This is a genomic window from Streptomyces boninensis, assembly GCF_048572725.1.
GTDB lineage: Bacteria > Actinomycetota > Actinomycetes > Streptomycetales > Streptomycetaceae > Streptomyces > Streptomyces boninensis.
The window spans coordinates 7,005,746-7,030,232 of sequence record NZ_CP183837.1; the positions used below are offsets into that span (position 1 = coordinate 7,005,746).

A 24,487-nucleotide genomic window follows, 5' to 3' on the forward strand; every position below is an offset into this window, starting at 1 on the left:
TCACCCGATGCCAGGGATGAGGGAGATGAGCAGGTCGATGATCTTGATGCCGATGAACGGGGCGATGAGCCCGCCGAGTCCGTAGATCCCGAGATTGCGGCGGAGCATCTTGTCGGCGCTCAGCGGCCGGTACTGCACGCCCTTCAGGGCGAGCGGCACCAGCGCGATGATGATCAGCGCGTTGAAGATGACCGCGGACAGGATCGCGGACTCCGGCGAGGCGAGCTGCATGATGTTGAGCTTGTCCAGGCCCGGGTAGGCGACCGCGAACATCGCCGGGATGATCGCGAAGTACTTCGCGACGTCGTTGGCGATGGAGAACGTGGTCAGTGCGCCGCGGGTGATCAGCAGCTGCTTGCCGATCTCGACGATCTCGATCAGCTTCGTCGGGTTCGAGTCGAGGTCGACCATGTTCCCGGCTTCCTTGGCCGCGGACGTGCCGGTGTTCATGGCCACGCCGACGTCGGCCTGCGCGAGCGCGGGCGCGTCGTTCGTACCGTCCCCCGTCATCGCGACCAGCTTGCCGCCGGCCTGCTCCCGCTTGATCAGCGCCATCTTGTCCTCGGGGGTGGCCTCGGCGAGGAAGTCGTCCACGCCGGCCTCCTCCGCGATCGCCTTGGCGGTCAGCGGGTTGTCGCCCGTGATCATGACGGTCTTGATGCCCATGCGGCGCAGCTCGTCGAACCGCTCCCGCATGCCCTCCTTGACGACGTCCTTGAGGTGGATGACGCCCACGACGCGGGCGCCGTCGGCGTCCTCGACCGCGACCAGCAGCGGGGTGCCGCCCGCCTCCGAGATCTCATTGGAGACCCGGTCGGCGTCGTCGGCGATGCTGCCGCCGCGCTCCCGCACCCAGGCGAGGACCGCGCCGGTGGCGCCCTTACGGACCTTGCGGCCGTCCACGTCCACCCCCGACATCCGGGTCTGGGCGGTGAACGGCACCCATTCCGCCTGCGCGAGCTCGCCCTGGTGGCGCTCGCGCAGCCCGTACTTCTCCTTCGCCAGTACGACGATGGAGCGGCCCTCGGGGGTCTCGTCGGCCAGCGACGACAGCTGTGCTGCGTCGGCGACCTCGGCCGCGGTCGCGCCGGTGACCGGGACGAACTCGGCTGCCTGCCGGTTGCCGAGGGTGATGGTGCCGGTCTTGTCCAGCAGCAGCGTCGATACGTCGCCCGCGGCCTCGACCGCGCGGCCCGACATGGCGAGGACATTGCGCTGGACCAGGCGGTCCATGCCCGCGATGCCGATGGCCGACAGCAGCGCCCCGATCGTCGTCGGGATGAGGCAGACCAGCAGTGCGGTGAGGACGATCAGCGAGGTCTGGTGGTCGGCGCCCGCGTAGATCGCGAACGGCTTCAGCGTGACGACGGCCAGCAGGAAGACGATGGTGAGCGAGGCGAGCAGGATGTTCAGCGCGATCTCGTTCGGGGTCTTCTGCCGGGCGGCGCCCTCGACCAGGTTGATCATGCGGTCGATGAAGGTCTCGCCCGGCTTGGTCGTGATGTTCACGACGATCCGGTCGGAGAGCACCTTCGTACCGCCGGTGACGGCCGAGCGGTCGCCGCCGGACTCGCGGATGACCGGGGCCGACTCGCCGGTGATCGCCGACTCGTCGACGCTGGCCACGCCCTCGACGACGTCGCCGTCGCCGGGGATGATGTCGCCGGCCTCGCAGACCACCCGGTCACCGACCTTGAGGTCGGTGCCCGCGCACTGCTCCTCGCGGCCGTCCACCAGCCGCCGCGCGACGGTGTCCGTCTTGGCCTTGCGCAGGGTGTCCGCCTGCGCCTTGCCGCGGCCCTCGGCCACCGCCTCCGCCAGGTTGGCGAAGACGACGGTCAGCCACAGCCAGGCGGCGATGACCCAGCCGAACCAGTCACCGGCGTCCTTGACCGCCAGCAGGGTGGTGACCACCGAGCCGACGAGCACGACGAACATGACGGGGGACTTGACCATCACCCGCGGGTGCAGCTTGCGGAAGGCATCCGGCAGCGACTTCAGCAGCTGCCTCGGGTCGAAGAGGCCCGCGCCGACGCGGCCCTCCGCGGGCTTGTGCCCGGTCGGGAGGTCCTGGTGCGGCGCGCTGTGGGCGCTGCGCACGTCCTGTTGCTTCAGATCAGTGGTCATGGTTATGCGAGCCCTTCAGCCAGCGGGCCAAGTGCCAGGGCGGGGAAGTAGGTGAGGCCGGTGATGATCATGATGGCGCCGACGAGGAGGCCCGCGAAGAGCGGCTTTTCGGTACGGAGCGTGCCCGCCGTCTCCGGTACGGGCCGCTGCTCGGCCAGCGAGCCGGCCAGCGCCAGCACGAACACCATCGGCAGGAAGCGGCCCAGCAGCATGGCGATGCCGATGGTGCTGTTGAACCACTGGGTGTCGGCGTTCAGGCCCGCGAAGGCGGAGCCGTTGTTGTTGGCGCCGGAGGTGTAGGCGTACAGGATCTCGGAGAAGCCGTGTGCCCCGCTGTTGGTCATGGAGTTCGCCGGGGTGTCCAGCGCCATGGCCGCGGCGGTGAAGCCGAGCACCAGCGTCGGGGTGACGAGGATGTAGCAGGCGGCGAGCTTGATCTCACGGGTGCCGATCTTCTTGCCCAGGTATTCGGGCGTACGGCCGACCATCAGGCCCGCGATGAAGACGGCGATGATCGCCATGATCAGCATGCCGTAGAGGCCGGAGCCGACGCCGCCGGGCGCGATCTCGCCGAGCATCATGCCGAGCAGGTCGAGGCCGCCGCCGAAGGCGGTGTTGGAGGAGTGGAAGGAGTTCACCGCGCCGGTGGAGGTGAGCGTCGTCGAGATCGAGAAGATCGCCGAGCCGCCGATGCCGAAGCGGGTCTCCTTGCCCTCCATGGCGCCGCCCGCGATGTCGAAGGCCGGGCCGCCGTGGTGGAACTCGGTCCACATCATCAGGGCGATGAAGCCGAGCCAGATGGTGCCCATCGTGGCGAGGATCGCGTAGCCCTGCCGGACGCTGCCGACCATGCGCCCGAAGGTGCGGGTCAGCGCGAACGGGATCAGCAGGATCAGGAAGATCTCGAAGAGGTTGCTGAATGCGTTGGGGTTCTCGAAGGGGTGGGCGGAGTTGGCGTTGAAGTAGCCGCCGCCGTTGGTGCCCAGCTCCTTGATGACCTCCTGGGAGGCGACGGCGCCGCCGTTCCACTGCTGAGTCCCGCCCGCGAACTGGCCGACCTCGTGGATGCCGGAGAAGTTCTGGATGGCGCCGCAGGCGACCAGGACGATCGCGCCGATGACGGCGATCGGCAGCAGGATGCGGACGGTGCCGCGGACGAGGTCGGACCAGAAGTTGCCGAGCTCGCCGGTACGGGAGCGGGCGAAGCCGCGGACCAGCGCGACCGCGACGGCGATGCCGACGGCCGCGGAGAGGAAGTTCTGCACCGCCAGGCCACCGGTCTGCACGACGTGGCCCATGGCCTGCTCGCCGTAGTACGACTGCCAGTTGGTGTTGGCGACGAAGGACGCGGCGGTGTTGAACGCCTGGTCAGGGTCGATCGAGACAAAGCCGAGCGAGCCCGGCAGGCTGCCCTGCAGCCGCTGCAGCCCGTACAGGAAGAGGACGCTGATCAGCGAGAAGCCGAGGACGCCGCGCAGGTACGCGGGCCAGCGCATCTCGGTGTCGGGGTTGGCGCCGATGGCCTTGTATATCCACTTCTCGACCCGCAGGTGCTTGGTCGAGGAGTAGACCTTGGCCATGTAGTCGCCGAGGGGGCGGTATGCCAGGGCGAGCGCGCCGATGAGCGCGATCAGCTGGAGCACGCCGGCGAGGACGGGGCTCATATCGCGGTACCTAGAACCTCTCCGGGTAGACGAGGGCGAGGACGAGGTAACCAAGGAGGGCGACGGCCACGATCAGGCCGACGATGTTCTCGGCGGTCACAGCTTGGTCACCCCCTTTGCGACAAGGGCCACCAGCGCGAAGATCGCGATCGTGGTGACGACGAAGGCCACGTCGGCCATCGCATGCTCCCTGGGTGGGTCGGATTGTTCTGACGCCTCGAGGAAACCGCGCTTCTGGCTGAATGTGATCGCCGTTGATAGGTCCTTTACGGCTGCCTGACCAGCCTTGACGGATCCCTAACGGGCATCAGGGCACGGTGTGACCGCCACCACTGCCGGGGCCCTCTCAGAACCAATCCGGGTACTTCCGGGCCAGCGTCAGCCAGCCGACCAGCGCGGCAGCGATCAAGATTCCGACGACAAGCTCTGCACTCACCGGCCCCAGCTCCCACTCTCCGAGTCCCGTTTCCGGCCTCAGGATCGCCCCTCCGCGCCGCAGGCGGACCCCCCGCCGCCGATGCTTGACACCATCCTGACGAGCCCCGAGCCGGGGGGATCCCGCCGTATCAGGGGGACGTCATGAGTCCGCTGAGGTGGCGTCAATACCGGCGTCCTCGCCTTGTGGGCGGGCCCCGCGCGGCAGTTGCATGACCGACATGAACAGCGCGTGGCTCCTGCTCGATCGTCCGCCGCATCGTCTGGCGTCGACGATCCGTGCCCCGCGCTGCCCGGAGCCTGCCGCACCACGCTGACGCAGGCTCCGCCAAGTCCCGGGGCGTCGGACCGATTGGGTCCGGCGCCCCGTTCTCGCATCCGCCTCAGGGCACCCACCCACACACCCCCGGAAGGGAATATGTCCGCACCCGAGTCCCCGGCTCCTTCGTCCCTGACCGGCCGCCACGTCCTGGTCACCGGCGCCACCTCCGGCATCGGCTACGAGACCGCGCGACTGCTCGCCGAGCGCGGCGCCACCGTGCTGCTGCACGGGCGCACGCCGGAGGAGGCGCAGGCCGCCGCCGACCGCCTGGTCGCCACCGCGGGCGTCGACGGCGCCCGGCTGTGCGCCTGCGCCGCCGACTTCGCGCGGCTGGAGGAGGTCGAGGCGCTGGCGGGGCGCGTCGTACGCGAGCACCCGCACCTGGACGTGCTGGTCAACAACGCCGGCATGGCCGCCCCCGAGCGGCACACCATCACCGCGGACGGCAACGAGATCGCCTTCCAGGTCAACTTCCTCGCCCACTACCTGCTCACGAACCTCCTGGAGCAGGCGCTCACCAGCGACCCGGGCGGCCGCGTCGTCAACGTCTCCTCCTCCCTGCACCGCACCGCCTCCATCCAGTGGTCCGACCCCAACCGCGCCCGCCGCTACTCCCGCCTCGCCGCCTACGCGCAGGCCCAGCTGGCGCTGACGGTCTTCGCCTCCGACCCGCGGGTGACGGGCGTGTCCGTGCACCCCGGCATCTGCGAGACCGGGCTGATGCCGCTGTACGGGCTGAAGGGCGCGACTCCGGCCGAGGGCGCGGCGCACGTGGCGCGGCTGTGCGACCCGGCGACCGAGATCGTCAACGGCGCGTACTACGACCGCGGCGAGCGCGTCGACCCGGCGCCGGCGGCGACGGAGGAGCGGACTGTGCAGCGGCTCAACAAGCTGGCGGGCCTACTCGTTGGCACGACCGCTTGATCCGGTTCATACCCATATCCCACCCTTTCCGAGAGGACCACGTCACCATGTCCAAGCGCGCCCGCAAGAAGAAGTCCCGCCGCAAGAAGGCCGCCAACCACGGCAGCAAGGCCGGCCAGCGCTAGGGCCTGTCTTTCGGATCCTGCCGGGTCCCGCGCCGCCCGGCACGCACGCTCGCCGCACGGCGGACCGGGACAGGTGGCTCCGCCACATGACCCGGTCCACCGCACGCCGATCGCACGCACCGGACGACGCTCCTGTGCCCCCAGCCAGCCGCATGCCCACCCATGATTGGCACTCCCCCGTGCTAGCCGACAAGATCCGAAAGACAGGCCCTAGGCGGCTTCGCCGCGGTCCGCCGCTGACCCGTGCCGCAGGCCCGGATCGGCGGCGGCGACCGCCTGGCTCCCCGCCGGCCGACGCCGCCTGGCTCAGCGACAGCTGGGGCGGGCCCGCCGGGCTGGCTGGCTCCGGGTGTGCGTGGGGTGCGGTGCGCAAGGGCGTGGTACTCGCGGTCGCCTGCACATACTTCCGCGGCGGCACGTACGAGGACGTCGCCTGCTTCACCGCGCGGCAGCACCGCCTCCGCGGCCTGGCCGCGGCCTGCGTCACCGCGCTGTGCCAGGACATCGCGGCGCGTGGCCGCACCCCCAGCTGGACCTGCGCCCGCGACAACAAGCCGAGCCGGCTGCTCGCCTGGACCACCGGATTCCGGCTGCAGCACGAGTACGACCACTACGCGGTCGGCCGGCCACGGACCCCGCACGCCGCGGTGCCGGAGCAGCGCGGTGCACATCCGCCGCGGGAGCGGGTGTGATGGATTGGGGGAGATCTTTCCCCCGGCCCGTACGGCCATCGGCAGCATGCTTGAATTTCGCGTGTGACGAGGCGTGACGGGCTGTTGTGCACCACCCGGCTCGGCGGGTCCATGTGGCGGGTGAGCCGGCCGTGGCCGGCCGGGCTGCGGCCGTATGTGCACAGCTATGCCGGCTACTGGGAGTCGGGGCGGCCGGAGCCGTACAGCGTGCGGATTGTGCCCAACGGGCGCGTCGCGCTGGTGCTCAATCTGCGCGAGACGTTCGCCCAGGTGCACCGGCCGCAGGAGGCCGGGGTGCCGCACGGCGGAGTCGTCGGCTCGCTGGTCGCCGGACTCGAGGACGGGCCGCGGGTGCTCACCCACCCCGGCGGCCAGGAGGCGATCCGGGTGGAGCTGACGCCGGTCGGCGCGTACCGGCTCTTCGCCCTGCCGCTCCGGGAGCTGACCAACCGGGTCGTCGAGCTGGACGACGTCTTCGGGCGGGACACCCGGCTGCTGGTGGAGCGGCTGGCCACCACCGCCGACTGGGGCGAGCGCTTCGACCTGCTCGACGCCGCGCTGCTGGCGCGGCTCGCTGCGGGCCCCGAGGCGGCGCCCGAGGTCAGCCACGCCTGGCGGCTGCTGGCCGGCGCGGGCGGGGCGCTGCCCGTCAGCAGCATCGCGACCGAGGTCGGCTGGAGCCAGGGCCATCTGGTGCGCCGCTTCACCCAGCAGATCGGCCTGACACCGAAGGCGGCGGCGCGGGTGCTGCGCTTCCACCGGGCGGTGGGCCGGCTCGCGCACGAAGGGGCGGATCCCGGGGCAGTGGCGGTGGCCTGCGGGTTTTACGACCAGGCCCATCTCAACCGGGAGTTCAGGGCGCTGTCCGGGACCACCCCGGGACAGGTGGCGGCCGCGCGCTGGGCGGAGGGCGCGCTGGCGCGAAAGGCGACGCCGAACCTGGCCAGGGCGCCGCGCTGAACGCGGCGCCCGTGGCCTCCCCGTGCCGGGGACATTACCGGGGCCTCGGGTTCCGGTATTGGAAAAATTTGACCTGGCCAGGTGTTCGAGCGGCCCACCGCCGAGCGCCCCGCCGCCGAGCGACCCGCCCCGGCGGCGCGTAAGAGAGCCGTCGGCGACCCGTCAGCGGACCGTCAATCGGCTCGGCAACCCCGCGCCGGCTGGCTAGCTTCCGGCACATGGGCTCTCTCCTTCCGGCATCCACCGAGGCGTACGGCAGGACCGGATTCTCCGTGCGGGCGGCGCTGGGCAGCGGCGCCGTGTTCAGCGCGCTTCTGCTGCTGCTCGACCTGGACCGGGGATCGGCGAGCGCTCCGCGCGCGGTGTGCTGGCTGGGCCTGGGGGCCCTGGTCCTCGCGGTGCTGTTCCCGAACCGGGCGCGGTCCTGGACCGGCCGGCTGACCGTACGCGGCCTCTTCCGCACCCAGTCCGTCCGCACCGACCAGCTGGTCCTCGTCCACCGCGGCCGCGGCCCTTCTCCGCTGCTGACGCTGCGCGACACCGAGGGCCGCACCCTCGACGCCGACGTGACGATGCTCCTCGACTACCCCCTGGTGTGGCAGAACCTGGAGTCCGGCATCCACCACTCCCTCCGCACCGGCACCCTGCACTCCTGCCGTTACGACCGGGCCGCCGTCGACGAGATCGCCGCCGCCATCGACGGCAAGCTGGGCGCGGCCATCCTCAGCCGGGCCGTCAGCGGTTCGTGAAGATAGCCGCCACCGCCGTCAGGGATGCGCCAAGGCGGCTGGTCGCCGGGGCCGGGCCGGTCAACGCTGCAGACATCAGTGACCGAAGACGAGGCCCCCGCTCTGGTCGAGGAGCCTCCGGATACCGGCGCCGCCGACCGGCAGCAGCACAAGCTGACTTCCCTCCAGGGCCTCGCCGCCCTCTCCCTCGACGCGATGGCGTCCATCGCGTACGGCCCCGAGGCGATCGTCCTCGTCCTGGCCGCGGCCGGGGCCCACGGACTCGGCTTCACCCTCCCCGTCACCCTCGCCATCGCCGGGCTGCTGGCGGTGCTGGTGGCCTCGTACCGGCAGGTGATCGCGGCCTTCCCGGGCGGCGGCGGCTCGTACGGCGTCGCGAAGGCGCACCTGGGCCGGCGCACCTCCCTGGTGGCCGCCGCCTCGCTGATCCTCGACTACGTCCTGAACGTCGCCGTCTCCGTCACCGCCGGCGTCGCGGCGCTGACCTCCGCCTTCCCCGGCCTGTACGGCGACCGGCTGTGGCTGTGCCTCGGCGTGCTGGTGCTGGTGACCGCGGTGAATCTGCGCGGGATCGTGGACAGCGCGAAGGCGTTCCTGCTGCCGACCGCGGTCTTCGTCGGCTCCATCCTGACGTTGATCGCCGTGGGCCTCTTCCGCGACGGCCCGGTCTCCGAGGCCTCCGCCGCCGGGCACGCCTCGGCGCTCGGCGACGACGCCACCACGGTCGGCGCGCTGCTGCTGCTGAAAGCATTCGCCTCCGGCTGCTCGGCGCTTACGGGCGTGGAAGCGGTCGCCAACGCCGTGCCGTCCTTCCGCACCCCCGCCCCGAAGCGCGCGCAGCGCACCGAGGTCGCACTGGGCGCGCTGCTCGGCGTTATGCTGATCGGCCTGTCCGTGCTGATCGGCCGCTTCCAGCTGCAGCCGGTCGAGGGCGTGACGGTGCTGGCCCAGCTCGCGGACGCCTCGCTCGGCCACAACTGGGGCTTCTACGTGGTGCAGTTCGCGACCGTCGTGCTGCTCGCGCTGGCGGCGAACACCTCCTTCGGCGGCCTCCCGGTCCTGATGAGCCTGCTCGCCCGCGACAACTACCTCCCGCACGCCTTCGCCCTCAAGGCGGACCGCCAGGTGCACCGGCACGGCGTGCTCGCGCTCGCGGCCGTATCGGCGGCGCTGCTGCTCTTCTCCGGCGGCGATGTGAACACCCTGGTGCCGCTCTTCGCCATCGGCGTCTTCGTCGGCTTCACCATCTGCCAGGTCGGGATGGTGGTGCACTGGCGCGCCGAGCGCGGCATGCGCTGGCGCGCGAAGGCGGCGCTGAACGGCTTCGGCGCGCTGCTGACCGGCGTCTCCGCGGTGGTGGTGACGGCGACCAAGTTCAGCGCGGGCGCCTGGCTGATCGTGGTCGCACTGCCGCTGCTGGTGCTGGCCTTCGGCCGGGTGCACGCCGCGTACGACCGCATCGGCGAGGGCCTCGGCCTCGGCCGCATCCCCGACTGCCCGCACCGCGACCGCTCGCTGGTCCTGGTGCCGGTCGCGGGCCTCTCCCGGCTGACCAGCGAGGCGCTGACGGCGGCCCGCTCGCTCGGCGACGAGGTGCTGGCGGTGACGGTCACCCACGACGAGCACCCCGACCGCCTCGCCGCGCAGGCCCTGCGCCGCGACTGGGAGCTCTGGTCGCCGGGCGTCGACCTGGTCGAAATACCCTCCGCCAGCCGCGCGGTGGGCCGCCCGATAGCGGACTACGCTCGCCGGCTGGCCGCCGGTGACCAGGGGATACGGGTCACCGTGCTGATCCCCGAGGTCGAGCCGGCGCACGTTTGGCAGCGGCTGCTGCACAACCAGCGCGGGTCCGTGGTCGCCCATGCGGTCCGCAAGGGCAGCGACGCGGTGGTGTGCCGGCTGCGCTTCCGGCTGCCGGCGAAATAGGGATTTCCTGTCATGCCCATGGGGTACGGCCATGGGCATGACTCGCACCGTGCCGCAGGCGGCGGCAGAGCCGCGGTTCGCCTGGTACCGCGAATTGCCCCCGGACGGCCGCCGCGCCTTCTTCGGCGCCTACGGGGGCTACGGCCTGGACTCGTACGACTTCTACGTCCTGCCCCTCGGCCTCGCCGCCATCGGCAGCTACTTCGCGCTCGACAACGGCCACACCGGGCTGCTCGCCACCACCACCCTCGTCGTCTCGGCCGTGGGCGGCGCGCTGGCGGGCGTCTTCGCCGACCGGGTCGGCCGGGTCAAGGCGCTGATGTGGACGGTGGCGGTGTATGCCGCCTTCACCGTGGCCTGCGGCTTCGCGCCCAACTTCGAGACGCTGCTGGTCTTCCGCGCGCTGCAGGGCCTCGGCTTCGGCGGCGAGTGGGCGGTCGGCGCGGTCCTGGTGGCGGAGTACGCGTCGAGCCGGCAGCGCGGCCGGACGCTCGGCTGGATCCAGTCGGCGTGGGCGGTGGGCTGGGGGCTCGCGGTCCTCGCGTACACCATCGTCTTCCACCTGGCCGGGGACGATCTCGCCTGGCGGGTGCTGTTCTTCACCGGCGCGCTGCCCGCGCTGCTGGTGCTCTATCTCCGCACCAAGGTCAAGGACGCCCCGGCCGCGACCGCGCGGCTGCGGGAGAAGCGCCAGTCGCTGCCGTTCGTCACGATCTTCCAGGGCGGGCTGCTGCGTACGACCCTGCTGGCCGCCCTGCTCTCCACCGGCGTCCAGGGCGGCTACTACACCCTCGCCACCTGGATCCCGAAGTACCTCAGCGACGAGCGCGGCCTCGCGGTCACCGGCGTCGGCGGCTTCCTGGTGGTGCAGATCGCCGGCGCCTTCTCCGGTTACGTGACCGGGGCGCACCTCGCGGACCGGCTGGGCCGCCGTGCCACCATCCAGGTCTTCGCGGTGCTCTCGGCGGCCTGTGTGCTGGCGTATTCGCAGGTCCCCGCGGACTGGGACGAGGTCTCGCTGCTGCTCGGCTTCCCGCTCGGCTTCTGCATGTCCGCGATCTTCTCCAGCTTCGGCTCCTTCCTCGCCGAGCTCTACCCGACCGAAGTCCGCGGCACCGGGCAGGGGTTCACGTACAACACGGGGCGCGGCATCGGCGCCGTCTTCCCCACGCTGGTCGGCTTCCTGTCCGACAGCTGGGGTGTGGGCGGCGCGCTGGGCTTCGCGGCGGCGGGGTACGCACTGGCGTTCGTGACGCTGCTCGGGCTGCCGGAGACCCGGGGGACGGAGCTGCATTAGCCGTCCGTCCGCCGGAAGCGGGGACCGGCTCCGTGAACACGAACGCGTCCGCCCCGGCACCGCAGTTGCGGGTGCCGGGGCGGACGCGTTGTGCAGGCTGTCCTACTTGTAGGAGCCGGTGACGCCGACCGGGCTCTCGTTGAGGTCGACGGTGTCCGACGGGTTCAGGGAGTCCGTCACGTCCACGGCGTCGGTCACGACCGGGTTGACCGTGAGGACGTCGACCAGGTCGGTCGAACCCTGAGCGAGGTTGTTCAGGATCGGCGAGTCGTTCAGGACGTTGACGTCGTGAACGGTCGCCAGGTTGTCGTGGTCGTCCGCGGAGGCGGCAGCGGCGCCGCCCACGATGGAGAAACCGGCGACGGCGAGGACAGCGGCGGTGCGGGCCAGGGGCTTGCGCATAGTGCTTAATCCCTTTCTGGGGATCGGGGAAGTCGTTCTTCCTGTCAACGATCTCTTTTGTCAAGGGGTTGCTGAGCCGTAGGTGTGGCTAATTTCGCGGATGCCGGATAATGAGCCGCGCTCAGCGGATTTTTTATCCGCGACCGGTACCGGGATGTCCGTAAAGCGCACCGTGTTGAGATTCCCGTGGGCGTGTCGCGTAGTGCGGCGGATACGGGCCGCGGAATTCCCTAATGTTGCTTCTGGGGCCGACGGGCGCACCGCGCCGCGGCGGCCCTCTCCCTGATTGCGATCCCGTTGAGTTTCGCCGGAACGGACAAGGCTGGATCGCATGCGACAGCCCCCCTGCGAGCGGCAGGGGGGCTGTCGTAATTCCTGAAGATTCCCGAAGATTCCCGAAGTGAAATGTTTGGTCAGCAGGCCATCGGCTGCGATTCCTCGACGGCGAGCGTCTGGGAAGGGCTCGCGCCGAATCGGTCCTTGTATACGGCCGCGAACCTGCCCATATGAGTAAATCCCCAATTCTGCGCGATCTCGCTCACGCTCTGGTCCCAGGGATTTCCGGCGACCAGATCCTTGTGTACGTGATCCAGCCGGACCTGGCGCAGATAGGACTGCGGGGTCATGCCGACGTAATGCCGGAAGGATTCCTGCAGCCGGCGGGCGCTCACCCGGGAAATGTCCGCGAGATCGGCGGTGCTGAGCTGCCGGGACGGGTCCGCGTGGATGGCGTCGAGGGCGCGCTTGACCGTGGCCGGGCGCAGCGGGGCGGTGGGCCGCAGCAGCTCCTCGCCATAGCGGTGCCCTGCGGCCATCAGCAGGCCGGTGAGCAGCAGGTCCTCGGTGGTCTTCCCCATCACCTTGTGCGGGATCAGGCTGTCGGGGTGGGCGAGCTCCTGCACCAGCAGCGTGGCCAGCCGCAGCCAGCTGCCGCCGGGGCCGCCGCCGGTGTCCAGCGTGCGCTCCAGCTCCAGCGGCTGGGTGAGCGGGCGGCCGAGCAGTGACTCCAGGTGGCGGCGGAACGTGTCGGCCGAGATCTGGAAGACCAGGGTCAGCGACGCGGCGGCCGGGGCGGTGAGGGTGAACTCCTCGCCCGGGTTGAACGCGGCGGCCTGCCGGTCGTCGGCGACCCCCGCCTCGCCCTCGTCGCGGGACCAGGACACCGGCGCCGACAGCGCGGCGCTGACGCGGTAGAGGTCGTCACCGGCGAAGGTGAGGCCGACAGGAGCGGAGAAGGCCAGGCAGCCCACGGTCATCCGGCCCAGCCGCATGATGTCGAAGCCCGCCGAGAAGTCCCCGGCGGTGTCCGGGAGTTCGAAGCCGCTGACGTTGAAGGCGTCGACCGCGATGGCGCCCGCTTCGTCCCGGTCGGCGGTACGCACCGACAGGCGCGAGATCGGCGACAGTAAATCCCCGTTCAACTAGCCCCCATGATCCTGGCAGGTGTTCACCTACGGTGTACAACTGGGCACAGACTAGCTACCCGTTCCAGATTCAACAAAATAGCGATATCCGGCACACGCGATGGATGTCCGTATGACGCGGATACGTCCGCGTCACAGGCGCAGCGCGCCGCGAGGACCAGAGTCGCCCTTCCGGGGCCCGACTTGGGCGACGCAACGCGGGGCCCGCCAACTTCGTTGCGTAAACCGGACATACGACGCCGCGAGCGGATAGCGCGCGCTCAGGCCGTCCAGGCGCCGCGCTTACGGCGCGACGAAGGTCCAGCGCTGGCCCGGCTCCTGGAGCTGCAGCGGGGCCAGGCCCTCGGCGTCGGGGGAGCCGGTTCCGATGGCCGCCGTGCCGTTCGCGAGGGTGAGGGTGTAGGCGTCCCCGTCGGGGTTGAGGCGCCAGTGCTGGACGTCGCTGTTCGCGCACGGCAGCTGCTGTACGGGGGCGTCCGGCGTGGCCGAGTCGGACTGCAGGCACTTGCCGGAGTGCTCGACCTTGATCTGGACCAGGCCGTTGCCCGCGTCGAGGAGGGTCAGGCGCTGGTTCGGGGTGCCGGTCTTGTTGAACGCGATCACCGGCGCCCCGTCGTCGACCGAGGCGCCGCGGACGTCGGCGGCGGTGCCGGTGTCCGCGTTGACCATCAGATACGGTCCGCCCAGCACGGGGGCGGGGCCGGTCGGGGTGGGCGACGGCGAGGATTCGCCGGGGGAGGGGCTGGCGGCGGGGCTCTTGCCCTTCGCGTCGGACGGTGGCGGGCCGGAGTCGTCGTCCGCGGTCATCAGCGCCCCGATGCCGAGCCCGGCGAGCGCGCAGGCGAGGATCGCGCCGACGGCCACCCAGGCCCGTACCGGAACGCGGCGCTCGGGAGCCGGCGCGGGCGGCGGCGGGAGCGGCGGCCCGTCGGTGATGGGCGGCATCACCGCGGTCGACTCCTGCGGCGGCGTGGGCGGGACCGCCGGGATGACCTCCGTCGGGTCCTCGCTCTCGGGCGGCTGGGGGTCAGTCACGAAGGCTCCGGGGTACTGAGGTGGACGCCCCGAAGCTACCAGGCTGGTTTCGCCAACTAGGTTGCATTCCTAACTAGGTCGCTCTACGGTCTAGCTAGTGCCGGAGAACCGGCAGCGAGTCAATGGGGGACACATGCAGCTCGACGACATAACACCTGACTTCTCCGGTGCCGGACTCGTCCTGGCCCTGGTGATCGCCGCCTATCTGACCGTGGCCGACCCGTGGCTCGGCCGCCGCATGTACGCGGACCTGAAGCGCCGCCGCGACCACGACGAAGGCGCCCTCACCCGCTACTACACGCAGGTCATCGCCGCCTGGGTGGCCCTGGGCGCGCTGGCCGGCGCGGCCCTGCTGCTGGCGCCGGACGTGAGCGCCGCCGACGCGGGGCTCGCCGCGCCGGAGTGGTCCTTCGCGGCCGCCGCCGTCGTCGCGTTCTTCTTCGCGATGATCGTGTTCGGCGCCGTGCACATGCGGAAGCTCACCGCCGAGGGCCGCAATGTGCCCGGCCTCTCGGACGTGGAGCCGATGCTGCCGCGCACCCCCGCCGAGCGCCGGCTCGCGCTGGCGGTCGCGGTCGTCGACGGCGTCTGCGGCAGCCTGGTCTACCGGGGCCTGCTGATCGCCCTCTTCGCCGACCTCTTCGGCAGCGTGTACGCGGCCGCCGCCGTATCCATCGCCATCTTCTCGCTGGCCGGGATCTACCAAGGCGTCTCGCGGATCCCGCTGTTCGCCTTCGTGGCCGTCGGGTTCACCGCCCTGTACCTGCTCACCGGCAGCCTGCTGGTGGTGGCGCTCGCCTCCACCGCCCTCACCGCCAGGGACCTGCTCGCGCTGAGCCCCTCGCCCGCACCCGAACCGGAGACCGTGTGACCGCAGACCGCCGCGCCAGCTGGCTCAAGGGCGTACTCGACCTGCTGGTGCTCGCCGCGCTGACCGAGGGCGAGAGCTACGGCTACGAGATCGCCAAGCGGCTCGACGGGGCCGGGCTCGGGCAGATCAAGGGGGGCACGCTCTATCCCGTGCTCAACCGGCTGGAGGAAGCGGGCCTGCTGGCCGCGGAGTTCCGGGCGACCGAGCGCGGTCCCGGGCGGCGCTACTACCGGCTGACCGACGCGGGGACCGAGGTCCTCGGCGAGCAGGGCCGGCTGTGGCTGGCCTTCGACGAATCCGTACGCGCACTGCTGAACAAGGGGGGAGTCCGGTGACCGGACGGGGAGCGGAACGGTATCTGGACGCGCTCGGATACGGGCTCGAGAAGCGCGGCATGCCCGCGGACCGCAGGGCCGCGACGGTCGCCGACCTCGCGGCGTATCTGCAGGAGACCGGGGCGGCGGCCGAGGAGGAGTTCGGCCCGGTGGACGAGTTCGCGGCGCAGTTGGCGGGGGATGAGGGCGTCTCCGGCGCGGCGGCGCCGCCCGCCGGCGCCGAGGAGTGGCGTTGGTCGGCAGGTGCCGCCTCCGACGAGCGGCTGCTCAACGAGTACGGCGAGCAGGGCTGGGAGCTGCACCGCGTCGACCCGCTCGGCCGCTTCATCAGCCGCCGCGACGCCGAGCAGCCGCAGCGCTGGGAGTACCGCAGGGAGCTGGTGCTCGGCGACCGCCCGCAGCTGGAGGCGCGGCTGGCGCCGGACGGGTGGGAGGTGTGCGGGGTGTGGGCCACGTACGCGTACTTCAAGCGCCCGCGCGCGGCCAGCGAGGGCCCGGCGGCGCGGCTCGCCGAGGTGCCGCCGGCCCCGGGCCGCAGGTTCTTCGTGACCTGGCGGCTGTTCGCGACGGTGGCGGTGGTCGTGGTGGTGCTGGCCGGCCTCGGCGTGTACGAGGGGTTCGCCGAGGACGACGCGGGGGAGGGGCTGACCCGCGCGGCGGGGGCGGCGGTCGGGGGTCTCGTCGGGGGGCTGGGGATGCTGGGCCTGTTCGCGGCGTACGCGGCCTGGCAGAACCGCAGGCGGCCGCCGGAGAGCTGACCGGGCGGGCCCCGGAAGCGGGCCGCTGCCCGCCGTCCCCGCGGCGGTCCGTACGCTGCTCTGATGACGACCGAGAAGCTGTGGGAGATCGAGCCCTCCGGGCCGCTGCGCGGGGACGTCACCGTCCGGGGCGCCAAGAACGCGGTCAGCAAGCACATGGTGGCCGCGATGCTCGGCGACGGGCCGAGCACCATCCGTAACGCCCCGGACGTGGGCGAGGCCGGGCTCACCGCCGCCATGCTGGAGCACATCGGCATGCGGGTGGAGCGAAGCGACAGCGAGATCACCGTCGTGCCGGGCCCGGTGGCCAACGCCGGTGTGGCCAAGGCCTTCACGGGCCTCAACCGGATCCCGATCCTGATGCTCGGCCCGCTCCTCCACCTCGCGGGCGAGGCCTTCGTGCCGCTGGTCGGCGGCGACCCCATCGGCCGCCGCCCGGTCGACTTCCACGTGGACGCGCTGCGCGCCTTCGGCGCCGAGGTGGACATCGCCGAGGACGGCATCCACGCCCGCGCGAAGGAGCTGCGCGGCACCCGGATCGACCTTCCGTACCCGAGCGTCGGCGCCACCGAGACGGTGCTGCTCACCGCCGTACGGGCAAAGGGCCGCACCGTGATCCGCAATGCCGCCACCGAGCCCGAGATCGTCGAACTCGCCCTGTTCCTGCAGCGGATGGGCGCCCGCGTCTCCTTCAGCCCCGAGCGCCGCATCGTCGTCGAGGGCGTCGAGTCGCTGCGCGGCGCGGAGACCCGGCTCGGCGGCGACCGGATCGAGGCGTTCTCGTATCTCGTGGCCGGGCTGGTGACCGGGGGAGAGGTGCGGGTCCACGGCTGCCCGCAGGACCGCCTGGTGACGCCGATCACCACCCTCGCCAGGATGGGCGCCGAATTCCAGATCACCGACGACTGGATCATGGCCTCGGCCCCGAACGGCCTCCGCTCCGCCGCCGTCCAGACCGACACCCACCCGGGCTTCGCGACGGACTGGCAGACCCCGCTGATGGTGCTCTTCACCCAGGCGTCCGGGATGTCGGTGCTGCACGAGACCGTGTACGAGAACCGCCTCGCCTACGTGCCCGCCCTGCAGAGCATGGGCGCCGAAATAGAGGTCTACGACACGTGCCTCGGCGGCCCCGCCTGCCGCTACCACGACACGGGCGCGGTGCACTCCGCCGTGGTCCGCGGCGTGACCAAGCTGCGCGGCGGCGACGTCACGATGCCCGACATCCGGGCCGGCTTCTCCGCGGTGCTGGCGGCGGCGGCCGCCGAGGGCCCGTCCACGCTGCGTGGCGTCCACCACATCGAGCGCGGCTATCACCGGCCGGTGGAGCAATTCCAGGCGCTGGGCCTGCGCTTGCGCAGCCGGGAGGCCTGACAACGCACCTCCGGGGGAGGGTGTCCCGCAAGGCGGGACGGGCTGGCCCGGGACGTTTCGCGGGCCGCCCAGCCGGCTTGCGCCGAGGACAACCGGCGCGCCCATGAACGAGACGGCGGCTCAAGAACTCCGGCGCAGCGCCTCCGAGAGGCGCCCGGCGGCGTCGATAACCGCCTGGGCGTGCATCCGGCCGGGGTGCCGGGTGAGCCGCTCGATCGGCCCGGAGACGGACACCGACGCCACCACCCGGTTCGACGGACCGCGTACCGGCGCCGACACCGACGCGACGCCCGGCTCCCGCTCGCCGACCGACTGAGCCCAGCCCCGGCGCCGTACGCCGGAAAGCGCCGTCGCGGTGAAGCGCGCGCCCTGCAGGCCGCGGTGCAGCCGCTCCGGCTCCTCCCAGGCGAGCAGGATCTGCGCCGCGGAGCCGGCCTTCATCGGCAGCGTCGAGCCGACCGGGACCGTGTCCCGGAGGCCGGAGAGGCGCTCGGCCGCCGCCACGCAGATGCGCATGTCGCCCTGGCGGCGATACAGCTGGGCGCTCTCGCCCGTCACATCGCGCAGGTGCGTGAGCACCGGGCCCGCCGTGGCGAGCAGCCGGTCCTCGCCGGCCGCCGCCGCGAGCTCGCTGAGCCGCGGGCCGAGGATGAAACGGCCCTGCATGTCGCGGGCCACCATGCGGTGGTGCTCAAGAGCCACCGCGAGCCTGTGGGCAGTGGGCCGCGCAAGGCCAGTGGCCGAGACCAGCCCGGCCAGGGTGGCCGGACCGGACTCCAGAGCGCTGAGCACCACGGCCGCCTTGTCGAGAACGCCGACGCCGCTAGAGTTGTCCATGCAACGATACTCACGTCTCACACTGTGAAACGCAAGTTCAAATTTCCGTGGGACGCGCCACTCTGTATCGCACGGCAGTCACCGTCCGGGACGTGGGGAGCGGACGGCGGCGCACACGCACGCAATCTACGAATGAGGAAAGCGATGGGACGGACACTCGCGCAGAAGGTCTGGGACGACCACGTCGTCAGGCACGCCGAAGGCGAGCCGGACCTTCTCTTCATCGACCTCCATCTGCTGCACGAGGTGACCAGCCCGCAGGCCTTCGACGGCCTCCGCAAGGCCGGCCGCCCGGTGCGCAGGACGGACCTGACCATCGCCACCGAGGACCACAACACCCCCACCCTCGACATCGACAAGCCGATCGCCGACCCGGTCTCGCGCACGCAGTTGGAGACGCTGCGCAAGAACTGCGCGGAGTTCGGCGTGCGGCTGCACCCGCTCGGTGACGTGGAGCAGGGTGTCGTCCATGTCGTCGGGCCGCAGCTGGGGCTGACCCAGCCGGGCACCACCGTCGTCTGCGGCGACAGCCACACCTCCACGCACGGCGCGTTCGGCGCGCTGGCGTTCGGCATCGGCACCTCGCAGGTCGAGCACGTGCTGGCCACGCAGACGCTGCCGATGGGCGCGTTCAAGACCATGGCCGTGACCGTCAACGGCGAGCTGCCCGACGGCGTCACCGCCAAGGACCTGATCCTCGCCATCATCGCGAAGATCGGCACCGGCGGCGGCCAGGGTTACGTCATCGAGTACCGCGGCGAGGCCATCGAGAAGCTCTCGATGGAGTCCCGCATGACGATCTGCAACATGTCCATCGAGGCGGGCGCCCGCGCCGGGATGATCGCCCCGGATGAGACCACGTTCAACTACATCCAGGGCCGCCCGCACGCCCCCGAAGGCGCCGACTGGGACGCCGCGGTGGCGTACTGGAAGACCCTGAAGACCGACGACGACGCCGTTTTCGACCGCGAGGTCGTCATCGAGGGCGCGGAACTGGCCCCGTTCGTCACCTGGGGCACCAACCCCGGCCAGGGCGCGCCGCTGTCGTCCGCGGTCCCCGACCCGGCGTCGTACGAAGACGCTTCGGAGAAGCTCGCCGCCGAGAAGGCCCTGGAGTACATGGGCCTCACCGCGGGCCAGAAGCTCCGCGACATCAAGGTGGACACGGTCTTCGTCGGCTCCTGCACCAACGGCCGCATCGAGGACCTGCGCTCCGCCGCGTCGATCCTCGACGGGCGTCAGGTCGCCGATGGCGTACGGATGCTGGTCGTGCCCGGTTCCGTACGGGTGGCGCTGCAGGCCGTCGAGGAGGGGCTCGACAAGGTGTTCACGGCCGCGGGTGCCGAATGGCGGCACGCCGGCTGCTCCATGTGTCTGGGCATGAACCCCGACCAGCTGGCCCCCGGCGAGCGCTCCGCCTCCACCTCCAACCGCAACTTCGAGGGCAGGCAGGGCAAGGGCGGCCGCACCCACCTCGTCTCCCCGCAGGTGGCCGCCGCCACGGCCGTCACCGGGACGCTGGCTTCCCCGGCTGACCTGACCGACGTAACTGAACTGGCTGGAGTCTGAGAGCCATGGAAGCATTCACCAAGCACACCGGCCGGGCCGTCCCGCTGCGCCGCAGCAACGTCGACACCGATCAGATCATCCCCGCCCACTGGCTGAAGAAGGTCACCAGGGACGGCTTCGAGGACGGCCTCTTCGAGGCCTGGCGCAAGGACCCGGAGTTCGTGCTGAACAAGCCCGAACGGCAGGGCGCCTCCGTCCTGGTGGCGGGCCCCGACTTCGGCACCGGATCCTCCCGTGAGCACGCCGTCTGGGCGCTGCAGAACTTCGGCTTCAAGACGGTCATCTCGTCCCGCTTCGCCGACATCTTCCGCGGTAACTCGCTGAAGAACGGCCTGCTCACCGTCGTACTCGACCAAAAGGTCGTGGACGCCCTGTGGGACCTGGTGGAGGCCGACCCGACCGCCGAGATTACGGTCGACTTGGAGGACCGCCAGGTACGCGCGGAAGGCGTAACGGCCGACTTCGAACTCGACGAGAACGCCCGCTGGCGGCTGCTCAACGGCCTGGACGACATCTCCATCACCCTTCGGAGCGAGCCCGACATCGCCGCTTACGAGGCCTCCCGGCCGGCCTTCAAGCCGCGGACATTGCAGGCCTGACCGGCGGTTTTCCTCAAGTACGCCCGGTTTTCCGGCCCCGGCGCCCCCCACCTCGCGAGGTGGGGGGCGCCGTCGTGCGTGTGGCGACTCGTTGTGCCCCCAACAGGCGACAACTCACCCCAGATGGCACAATCGGCGCATGGAAAGCGACGGCCAACTCGACCTGTACGAGACCGTCGCCGCACGACTCAAGGAGGCGCACAGCCGCGTGCGGACTCTGGACGCACCGGAGAGTGAACGGACCGCGCTGACTAGGCAGTTGCTGGTCATCACCGCCGCCGCCAAGCACGATCTGGCCGCCGCAGCCCGGCGCCTGGACCGGCTCATGGCGGAGCTCGAAGCCCGCTCCTGAGGGTTGACTCGGTTGCGACACGAGGGTGATTAGACCGTTTCGCGTTTGATTTGCCGGTATATATCTGCCTAACGTGCGAAAAGGCTTGAACAAACTCGTTCCAGTTAAGTCTCCGAAGGGGAAGACGTGAACAAGGCACAGCTCGTAGACCAGATCGCAGACAAGCTCGGCGGCCGCGCCGAGGCCGAGAAGGCCGTGGACGCGGTGCTGGACGGCATCGTCCGTGCGGTGTGCAACGGCGACCGGGTTTCGGTCACCGGCTTCGGTTCCTTCGAGAAGGTGGACCGCCCGGCCCGCTACGCCCGCAACCCGCAGACCGGCGAGCGCGTCCGGGTCAAGAAGACGTCGGTGCCGCGCTTCCGCGCGGGCCAGGGCTTCAAGGACCTGGTCAGCGGCGCGAAGAAGCTGCCGAAGACGGGCGAGACCGCCGTGAAGAAGGCCCCGAAGGGCAGCCTCTCCGGCGGCAAGTCGACCACCAAGTCCGCCACCAAGAAGGCCACCGCCAAGAAGTCCGCGGCCAAGAAGTCGGCGGCGAAGAAGACCACGGCCAAGAAGACGGCCGCGAAGAAGACCACGGCGAAGAAGACCACCGCCAAGAAGTCGGCAGCCAAGAAGACCACGGCCAAGAAGTCGGCGGCGAAGAAGACCACCGCCAAGAAGGCCACGGCGAAGAAGGCTCCCGCCAAGAAGACCACCGCCAAGAAGACCACGGCCAAGAAGACCGCGGCGAAGAAGGCGCCTGCCAAGAAGGCCACGGCCAAGAAGGCACCTGCCAAGAAGGCGACCACGCGCAAGACCACGGCCAAGAAGGCCACCGCGCGCAAGCGCTGACGCTGGCGCTGGCCAGTCCCACACCGCACAGCGGGCCGGGCTCCTTCGGGGGCCCGGCCCGCGGCCGTCAGGGGGACCGGGGCTTCGCCCCGGATCGGCGCTTCGCGCCTCGTCCTCAAACGCCGGACGGGCTTGAATTAGAAGGTCTGCAGCGTCACGAACGTGACCCGTCGGTCCTCCCCGGACCCGGATACCTCGATGCGTACCCGCTGGCCAACGCGCAGCAAGCGCAAGCCCCCCGCGTTGAACGCCGCCGCATCAAAAGGCAACGGCGTCCCGTCGTCCAGCAGCACGCTGCCGCTCCTGCTCTCCGCGTCATAGGTGTACGCCGTCGCCTGCATGCCAGCAGGTTAGCGGGCCGCCCGCAACTCGGCCGCCGCCACCGAGGTGTACGGGCCCACGCCCAGCGCCAGCGCCGCCCGCAGATCCGCCGCCGTGTCCACATCGCGGCGCACCGAAGCGACCCCGGCGGCCACGATCTCCCGCGCCCCCGACGCCCGGTGCCGGGCCCGCGAGGGCCCGCCGAAGGCCGGGTTGAGAGCGACCCCGGACGCCGCCGTCAGCAGCGTCGTCCCGACGCCCTCCGCATCGGCGAGAAACGCCCGTACGAACGCCCCCGCCGCCCCCAGCGCCACCCCGAGCTCCGCCGCCCGCAGCGCCGGCAGATCCGCGTTCAGGGCCGCCACCGGCGCGTCCGGCCGCCGCGCCCGTACAAAGGCCGCCCCCTGCACCAGCGCCGCATTGAGCCCGCCCCCCTCGGCGTCGGCGGCGACGAACGCCCCCAGCGCCGCCAGCCGCTCACCCGCCACCGGGTCGTCCGTGACAACGGTCACATCGCGCACCGCATCGCAGGCCAGCGCCGCGGCCACCGTGTCCAGCGCGAAGGCCAGCGCCAGCGCGGGCCGGAGCTCGTCGCTCGCGGCGTCCGCGAGGCGGGTCTTGGCCTGCCCCAGGCGCTTGAGCGGAATCAGCAGGCTCCAGCCCGCTTCTGCCGTCACGAATCCCCCTCGTCTCGCCGCCGAATCTTCGGGATCAACCGGCATTCTCCACTCCTGTCGCCCTGACCAGGAGGGCAGGCTTCTCGTATAGGCGTACGGTGTTCACGACAGCCTCAGGACTAGGAGGGAGCGCGGGTGTCCCGGCGCAAGATCGGATTCTGGTACCGGCTCGCTGCGGTGATTGCGAAGCCGCCGCTCCTGGTCCTCTTCAAGCGGGACTGGCGCGGCATGGAGCACATTCCTGCCGACGGCGGGTTCATCACCGCGATCAACCACAATTCGTACCTCGACACGTTCTCGTACGCCCACTGGCAGTACAACACCGGTCGAGTCCCGCGATTCCTCGCGAAGGACGGTCTCTTCCAGAAGGGGTTCGTCGGCTCCTTCATGCGCGGCTCCGGCCAGATTCCCGTTTACCGCGAATCGGGCAATGCCGCCGCCGCCTTCCGCGGCGCCGTCGCCGCGATCGAGAAGGGCGAGTGCGTCGCCTTTTACCCGGAGGCCACCCTCACCCGCGACCCGGACCTGTGGCCCATGACGGGCAAGACCGGCGCCGCCCGCGTCGCGCTGGACACCCGCTGCCCGGTCATCCCGGTCGCCCAGTGGGGCGCCAACCACGCCCTGCCGCCGTACGGAAAGCCGAAGCTCTTCCCGCGCAAGACCTTCCAGGTCCTCGCCGGACCGCCCGTGGACCTCTCCGATTTTTACGGGAAAGACCCCACCCCGGACGTCCTCAAGGAAGCGACCGACGTCATCATGGACGCCATCACGGCGCTCCTGGAGGAGCTGCGCGGAGAGAAGGCCCCGGCGGAGCGGTACGACCCGCGCAAGGTCCGTGCAGCACAGCGCCGCAAGTCCGCAGAGGAGAACAAGTGACGCGAGTCGCGGTATTCGGCACCGGCTCCTGGGGCACCGCCTTCGCGCTCGTACTCGCCGACGCCGGCTGCGAGGTGCGCCTGTGGGGCCGCCGCCCGGAGTTGGTCGAGGCCATCAACACCGGCCGTAGAAACCCGGACTACCTGCCCGGCACCGAGCTTCCCGAGACGGTCAGCGCCACCACGGACCCGGCGGAGGCCGCCGCCGACGCCGAGTTCACGGTGCTCGCCGTCCCGGCGCAGACGCTCCGCGGCAACCTCGCGCAGTGGGCGCCGCTGCTGGCCCCCGACACCGTCCTCGTCAGCCTGATGAAGGGCGTCGAGCTCGGCACCGCCAAGCGGATGAGCGAGGTCATCGAGGAGGTCGCCAAGGTCCCGCAGGAGCGGGTCGCGGTGCTCACCGGGCCGAACCTGGCCCGCGAGATCGCCGCCAGGCAGCCCGCCGCCTCCGTCGTCGCCTGCACCGACGAGGCGGTCGCGAAGCGGCTGCAGGCCGCCTGCCACACCCCGTACTTCCGCCCGTACACGAACACCGACGTGGTCGGCTGCGAGCTCGGCGGGGCGGTCAAGAACGTCATCGGCCTCGCCGTCGGCATCGCGGACGGCATGGGGCTCGGGGACAACGCCAAGGCGTCGCTGATCACCCGCGGCCTGGCCGAGACCGCCCGCCTGGGCGCCGGTCTCGGCGCCGACCCGCGCACCTTCGCGGGCCTCGCGGGCATGGGCGACTTGGTGGCCACCTGCTCCTCGCCGCTGTCCCGTAACCACACCTTCGGCACCAATCTGGGCCGGGGAATGTCGCTGCAGGAGACCATCGCCGCAACCAAGCAGACCGCCGAGGGCGTCAAGTCCTGCGAGTCGGTGCTGGACCTCGCCCGCCGCAACGGCGTCGACATGCCCATCACCGAAACCGTCGTCTCGATCGTGCACGACGGAAAGCCCCCGCTCGTCGCGCTGAAGGACCTCATGTCGCGCAGCGCCAAGGCCGAGGGGCACTGACCCACCC

At 71.1% G+C, this 24,487-nt stretch carries 26 protein-coding genes; 17 read left to right on the plus strand and 9 right to left on the minus strand.

Annotation, left to right across the window (positions count from 1 at the left end; genetic code table 11):
* Genes kdpB through kdpF form a run of 3 tightly spaced genes read right to left on the minus strand, consistent with a single transcriptional unit; the run spans window position 1 to window position 3,891 of the window.
* Window positions 1–2,127, minus strand: a complete 2,127-nt coding sequence (kdpB, locus tag ACNNMR_RS32045) for a potassium-transporting ATPase subunit KdpB (RefSeq protein ID WP_419998180.1) — start codon at window positions 2,125–2,127, stop codon at window positions 1–3.
* A 2-nt stretch (window positions 2,128–2,129) separates the two neighbouring features.
* Window positions 2,130–3,791, minus strand: a complete 1,662-nt coding sequence (gene kdpA / locus ACNNMR_RS32050) for a potassium-transporting ATPase subunit KdpA (protein ID WP_419998181.1) — start codon at window positions 3,789–3,791, stop codon at window positions 2,130–2,132.
* 10 nt (window positions 3,792–3,801) lie between these two features.
* Window positions 3,802–3,891 carry a K(+)-transporting ATPase subunit F gene (kdpF, locus tag ACNNMR_RS32055; RefSeq protein ID WP_063801986.1) on the minus strand — a complete coding sequence of 30 codons (90 nt, stop codon included), beginning with the start codon at window positions 3,889–3,891 and terminating at the stop codon, window positions 3,802–3,804.
* A 753-nt stretch (window positions 3,892–4,644) separates the two neighbouring features.
* Between kdpF and ACNNMR_RS32060 the strand changes: the two genes are divergently transcribed.
* The 7 genes from ACNNMR_RS32060 (at window position 4,645) to ACNNMR_RS32090 (ending at window position 11,221) form a co-directional block, all read left to right on the plus strand.
* Entirely contained in the window at window positions 4,645–5,472 is an 828-nt protein-coding gene (locus ACNNMR_RS32060; protein WP_419998182.1) for an SDR family NAD(P)-dependent oxidoreductase, read from the plus strand.
* A complete protein-coding gene (locus ACNNMR_RS32065) occupies window positions 5,469–5,597 on the plus strand; it encodes a hypothetical protein (RefSeq protein WP_419998183.1) in 129 nt (42 codons plus the stop codon). Before ACNNMR_RS32060 ends, ACNNMR_RS32065 begins: the two co-directional genes overlap by 4 nt.
* 152 nt (window positions 5,598–5,749) lie before the next feature.
* Window positions 5,750–6,289, plus strand: coding sequence for a GNAT family N-acetyltransferase (locus tag ACNNMR_RS32070; protein ID WP_419998184.1), 540 nt, complete (start codon window positions 5,750–5,752; stop codon window positions 6,287–6,289).
* A gap of 63 nt (window positions 6,290–6,352) precedes the next feature.
* Window positions 6,353–7,249, plus strand: a complete 897-nt coding sequence (locus tag ACNNMR_RS32075; RefSeq protein ID WP_419998185.1) for a helix-turn-helix domain-containing protein — start codon at window positions 6,353–6,355, stop codon at window positions 7,247–7,249.
* 218 nt (window positions 7,250–7,467) lie between these two features.
* Window positions 7,468–7,998 carry a hypothetical protein gene (locus ACNNMR_RS32080; RefSeq protein WP_419998186.1) on the plus strand — a complete coding sequence of 177 codons (531 nt, stop codon included), beginning with the start codon at window positions 7,468–7,470 and terminating at the stop codon, window positions 7,996–7,998.
* 102 nt (window positions 7,999–8,100) lie between these two features.
* Window positions 8,101–9,924: an APC family permease gene (locus ACNNMR_RS32085; RefSeq protein ID WP_420000552.1), complete on the plus strand. Its 1,824-nt coding sequence runs from the start codon at window positions 8,101–8,103 to the stop codon at window positions 9,922–9,924.
* A 31-nt stretch (window positions 9,925–9,955) separates the two neighbouring features.
* A complete protein-coding gene (locus tag ACNNMR_RS32090; protein ID WP_419998187.1) occupies window positions 9,956–11,221 on the plus strand; it encodes an MFS transporter in 1,266 nt (421 codons plus the stop codon).
* A 102-nt stretch (window positions 11,222–11,323) separates the two neighbouring features.
* Here ACNNMR_RS32090 and ACNNMR_RS32095 read toward each other — a convergent pair whose 3' ends face one another.
* From ACNNMR_RS32095 to ACNNMR_RS32105, 3 genes are all read right to left on the minus strand, one after another.
* Window positions 11,324–11,623, minus strand: a complete 300-nt coding sequence (locus ACNNMR_RS32095; protein ID WP_419998188.1) for a hypothetical protein — start codon at window positions 11,621–11,623, stop codon at window positions 11,324–11,326.
* 413 nt (window positions 11,624–12,036) lie between these two features.
* The gene (locus ACNNMR_RS32100; protein ID WP_419998189.1) at window positions 12,037–13,044 is read right to left on the minus strand and encodes an AraC family transcriptional regulator; all 1,008 of its coding nucleotides are present in this window, start codon (window positions 13,042–13,044) and stop codon (window positions 12,037–12,039) included.
* 285 nt (window positions 13,045–13,329) lie between these two features.
* Complete coding sequence (locus tag ACNNMR_RS32105) at window positions 13,330–14,082, minus strand: RICIN domain-containing protein (RefSeq protein ID WP_419998190.1); 753 nt, start codon at window positions 14,080–14,082, stop codon at window positions 13,330–13,332.
* Window positions 14,083–14,215: 133 nt separating this feature from the next.
* Between ACNNMR_RS32105 and ACNNMR_RS32110 the strand changes: the two genes are divergently transcribed.
* From ACNNMR_RS32110 to murA, 4 genes are all read left to right on the plus strand, one after another.
* A complete protein-coding gene (locus tag ACNNMR_RS32110; protein WP_419998191.1) occupies window positions 14,216–14,953 on the plus strand; it encodes a CPBP family intramembrane glutamic endopeptidase in 738 nt (245 codons plus the stop codon).
* On the plus strand, window positions 14,950–15,288 hold the full coding sequence (locus ACNNMR_RS32115) for a PadR family transcriptional regulator (protein WP_419998192.1): 339 nt from the start codon (window positions 14,950–14,952) through the stop codon (window positions 15,286–15,288). The genes ACNNMR_RS32110 and ACNNMR_RS32115 overlap by 4 nt, the downstream gene beginning before the upstream one ends.
* Complete coding sequence (locus tag ACNNMR_RS32120) at window positions 15,285–16,046, plus strand: hypothetical protein (protein WP_419998193.1); 762 nt, start codon at window positions 15,285–15,287, stop codon at window positions 16,044–16,046. Before ACNNMR_RS32115 ends, ACNNMR_RS32120 begins: the two co-directional genes overlap by 4 nt.
* A 63-nt stretch (window positions 16,047–16,109) precedes the next feature.
* The gene (gene murA, locus ACNNMR_RS32125) at window positions 16,110–17,420 is read left to right on the plus strand and encodes a UDP-N-acetylglucosamine 1-carboxyvinyltransferase (RefSeq protein WP_419998194.1); all 1,311 of its coding nucleotides are present in this window, start codon (window positions 16,110–16,112) and stop codon (window positions 17,418–17,420) included.
* 120 nt (window positions 17,421–17,540) lie between these two features.
* Here the strand turns inward: murA and ndgR are convergent, their stop codons facing one another.
* The gene (gene ndgR, locus ACNNMR_RS32130) at window positions 17,541–18,257 is read right to left on the minus strand and encodes an IclR family transcriptional regulator NdgR (RefSeq protein ID WP_165234597.1); all 717 of its coding nucleotides are present in this window, start codon (window positions 18,255–18,257) and stop codon (window positions 17,541–17,543) included.
* A 144-nt stretch (window positions 18,258–18,401) separates the two neighbouring features.
* Here ndgR and leuC point away from each other — a divergent pair, with 144 nt between their 5' ends.
* From leuC to ACNNMR_RS32150, 4 genes are all read left to right on the plus strand, one after another.
* A complete protein-coding gene (gene leuC / locus ACNNMR_RS32135; protein WP_419998195.1) occupies window positions 18,402–19,826 on the plus strand; it encodes a 3-isopropylmalate dehydratase large subunit in 1,425 nt (474 codons plus the stop codon).
* Between the two features lie 5 nt (window positions 19,827–19,831).
* Window positions 19,832–20,425 carry a 3-isopropylmalate dehydratase small subunit gene (leuD, locus tag ACNNMR_RS32140; protein WP_419998196.1) on the plus strand — a complete coding sequence of 198 codons (594 nt, stop codon included), beginning with the start codon at window positions 19,832–19,834 and terminating at the stop codon, window positions 20,423–20,425.
* 139 nt (window positions 20,426–20,564) lie between these two features.
* Window positions 20,565–20,777, plus strand: a complete 213-nt coding sequence (locus ACNNMR_RS32145; protein WP_419998197.1) for a hypothetical protein — start codon at window positions 20,565–20,567, stop codon at window positions 20,775–20,777.
* Window positions 20,778–20,903: 126 nt separating this feature from the next.
* Complete coding sequence (locus tag ACNNMR_RS32150; RefSeq protein WP_419998198.1) at window positions 20,904–21,608, plus strand: HU family DNA-binding protein; 705 nt, start codon at window positions 20,904–20,906, stop codon at window positions 21,606–21,608.
* 137 nt (window positions 21,609–21,745) lie between these two features.
* On the opposite strand, the gene ACNNMR_RS32155 is transcribed toward ACNNMR_RS32150, so the two are convergent.
* Both ACNNMR_RS32155 and cofC read right to left on the minus strand, forming a co-directional pair.
* Complete coding sequence (locus ACNNMR_RS32155) at window positions 21,746–21,949, minus strand: hypothetical protein (protein ID WP_419998199.1); 204 nt, start codon at window positions 21,947–21,949, stop codon at window positions 21,746–21,748.
* Between the two features lie 9 nt (window positions 21,950–21,958).
* Window positions 21,959–22,651, minus strand: a complete 693-nt coding sequence (gene cofC, locus ACNNMR_RS32160) for a 2-phospho-L-lactate guanylyltransferase (RefSeq protein WP_419998200.1) — start codon at window positions 22,649–22,651, stop codon at window positions 21,959–21,961.
* A 90-nt stretch (window positions 22,652–22,741) separates the two neighbouring features.
* Between cofC and ACNNMR_RS32165 the strand changes: the two genes are divergently transcribed.
* Both ACNNMR_RS32165 and ACNNMR_RS32170 read left to right on the plus strand, forming a co-directional pair.
* Window positions 22,742–23,482: a lysophospholipid acyltransferase family protein gene (locus ACNNMR_RS32165; protein ID WP_419998201.1), complete on the plus strand. Its 741-nt coding sequence runs from the start codon at window positions 22,742–22,744 to the stop codon at window positions 23,480–23,482.
* A complete protein-coding gene (locus ACNNMR_RS32170) occupies window positions 23,479–24,480 on the plus strand; it encodes an NAD(P)H-dependent glycerol-3-phosphate dehydrogenase (protein WP_419998202.1) in 1,002 nt (333 codons plus the stop codon). The genes ACNNMR_RS32165 and ACNNMR_RS32170 overlap by 4 nt, the downstream gene beginning before the upstream one ends.
* Window positions 24,481–24,487: the final 7 nt, after the last annotated feature.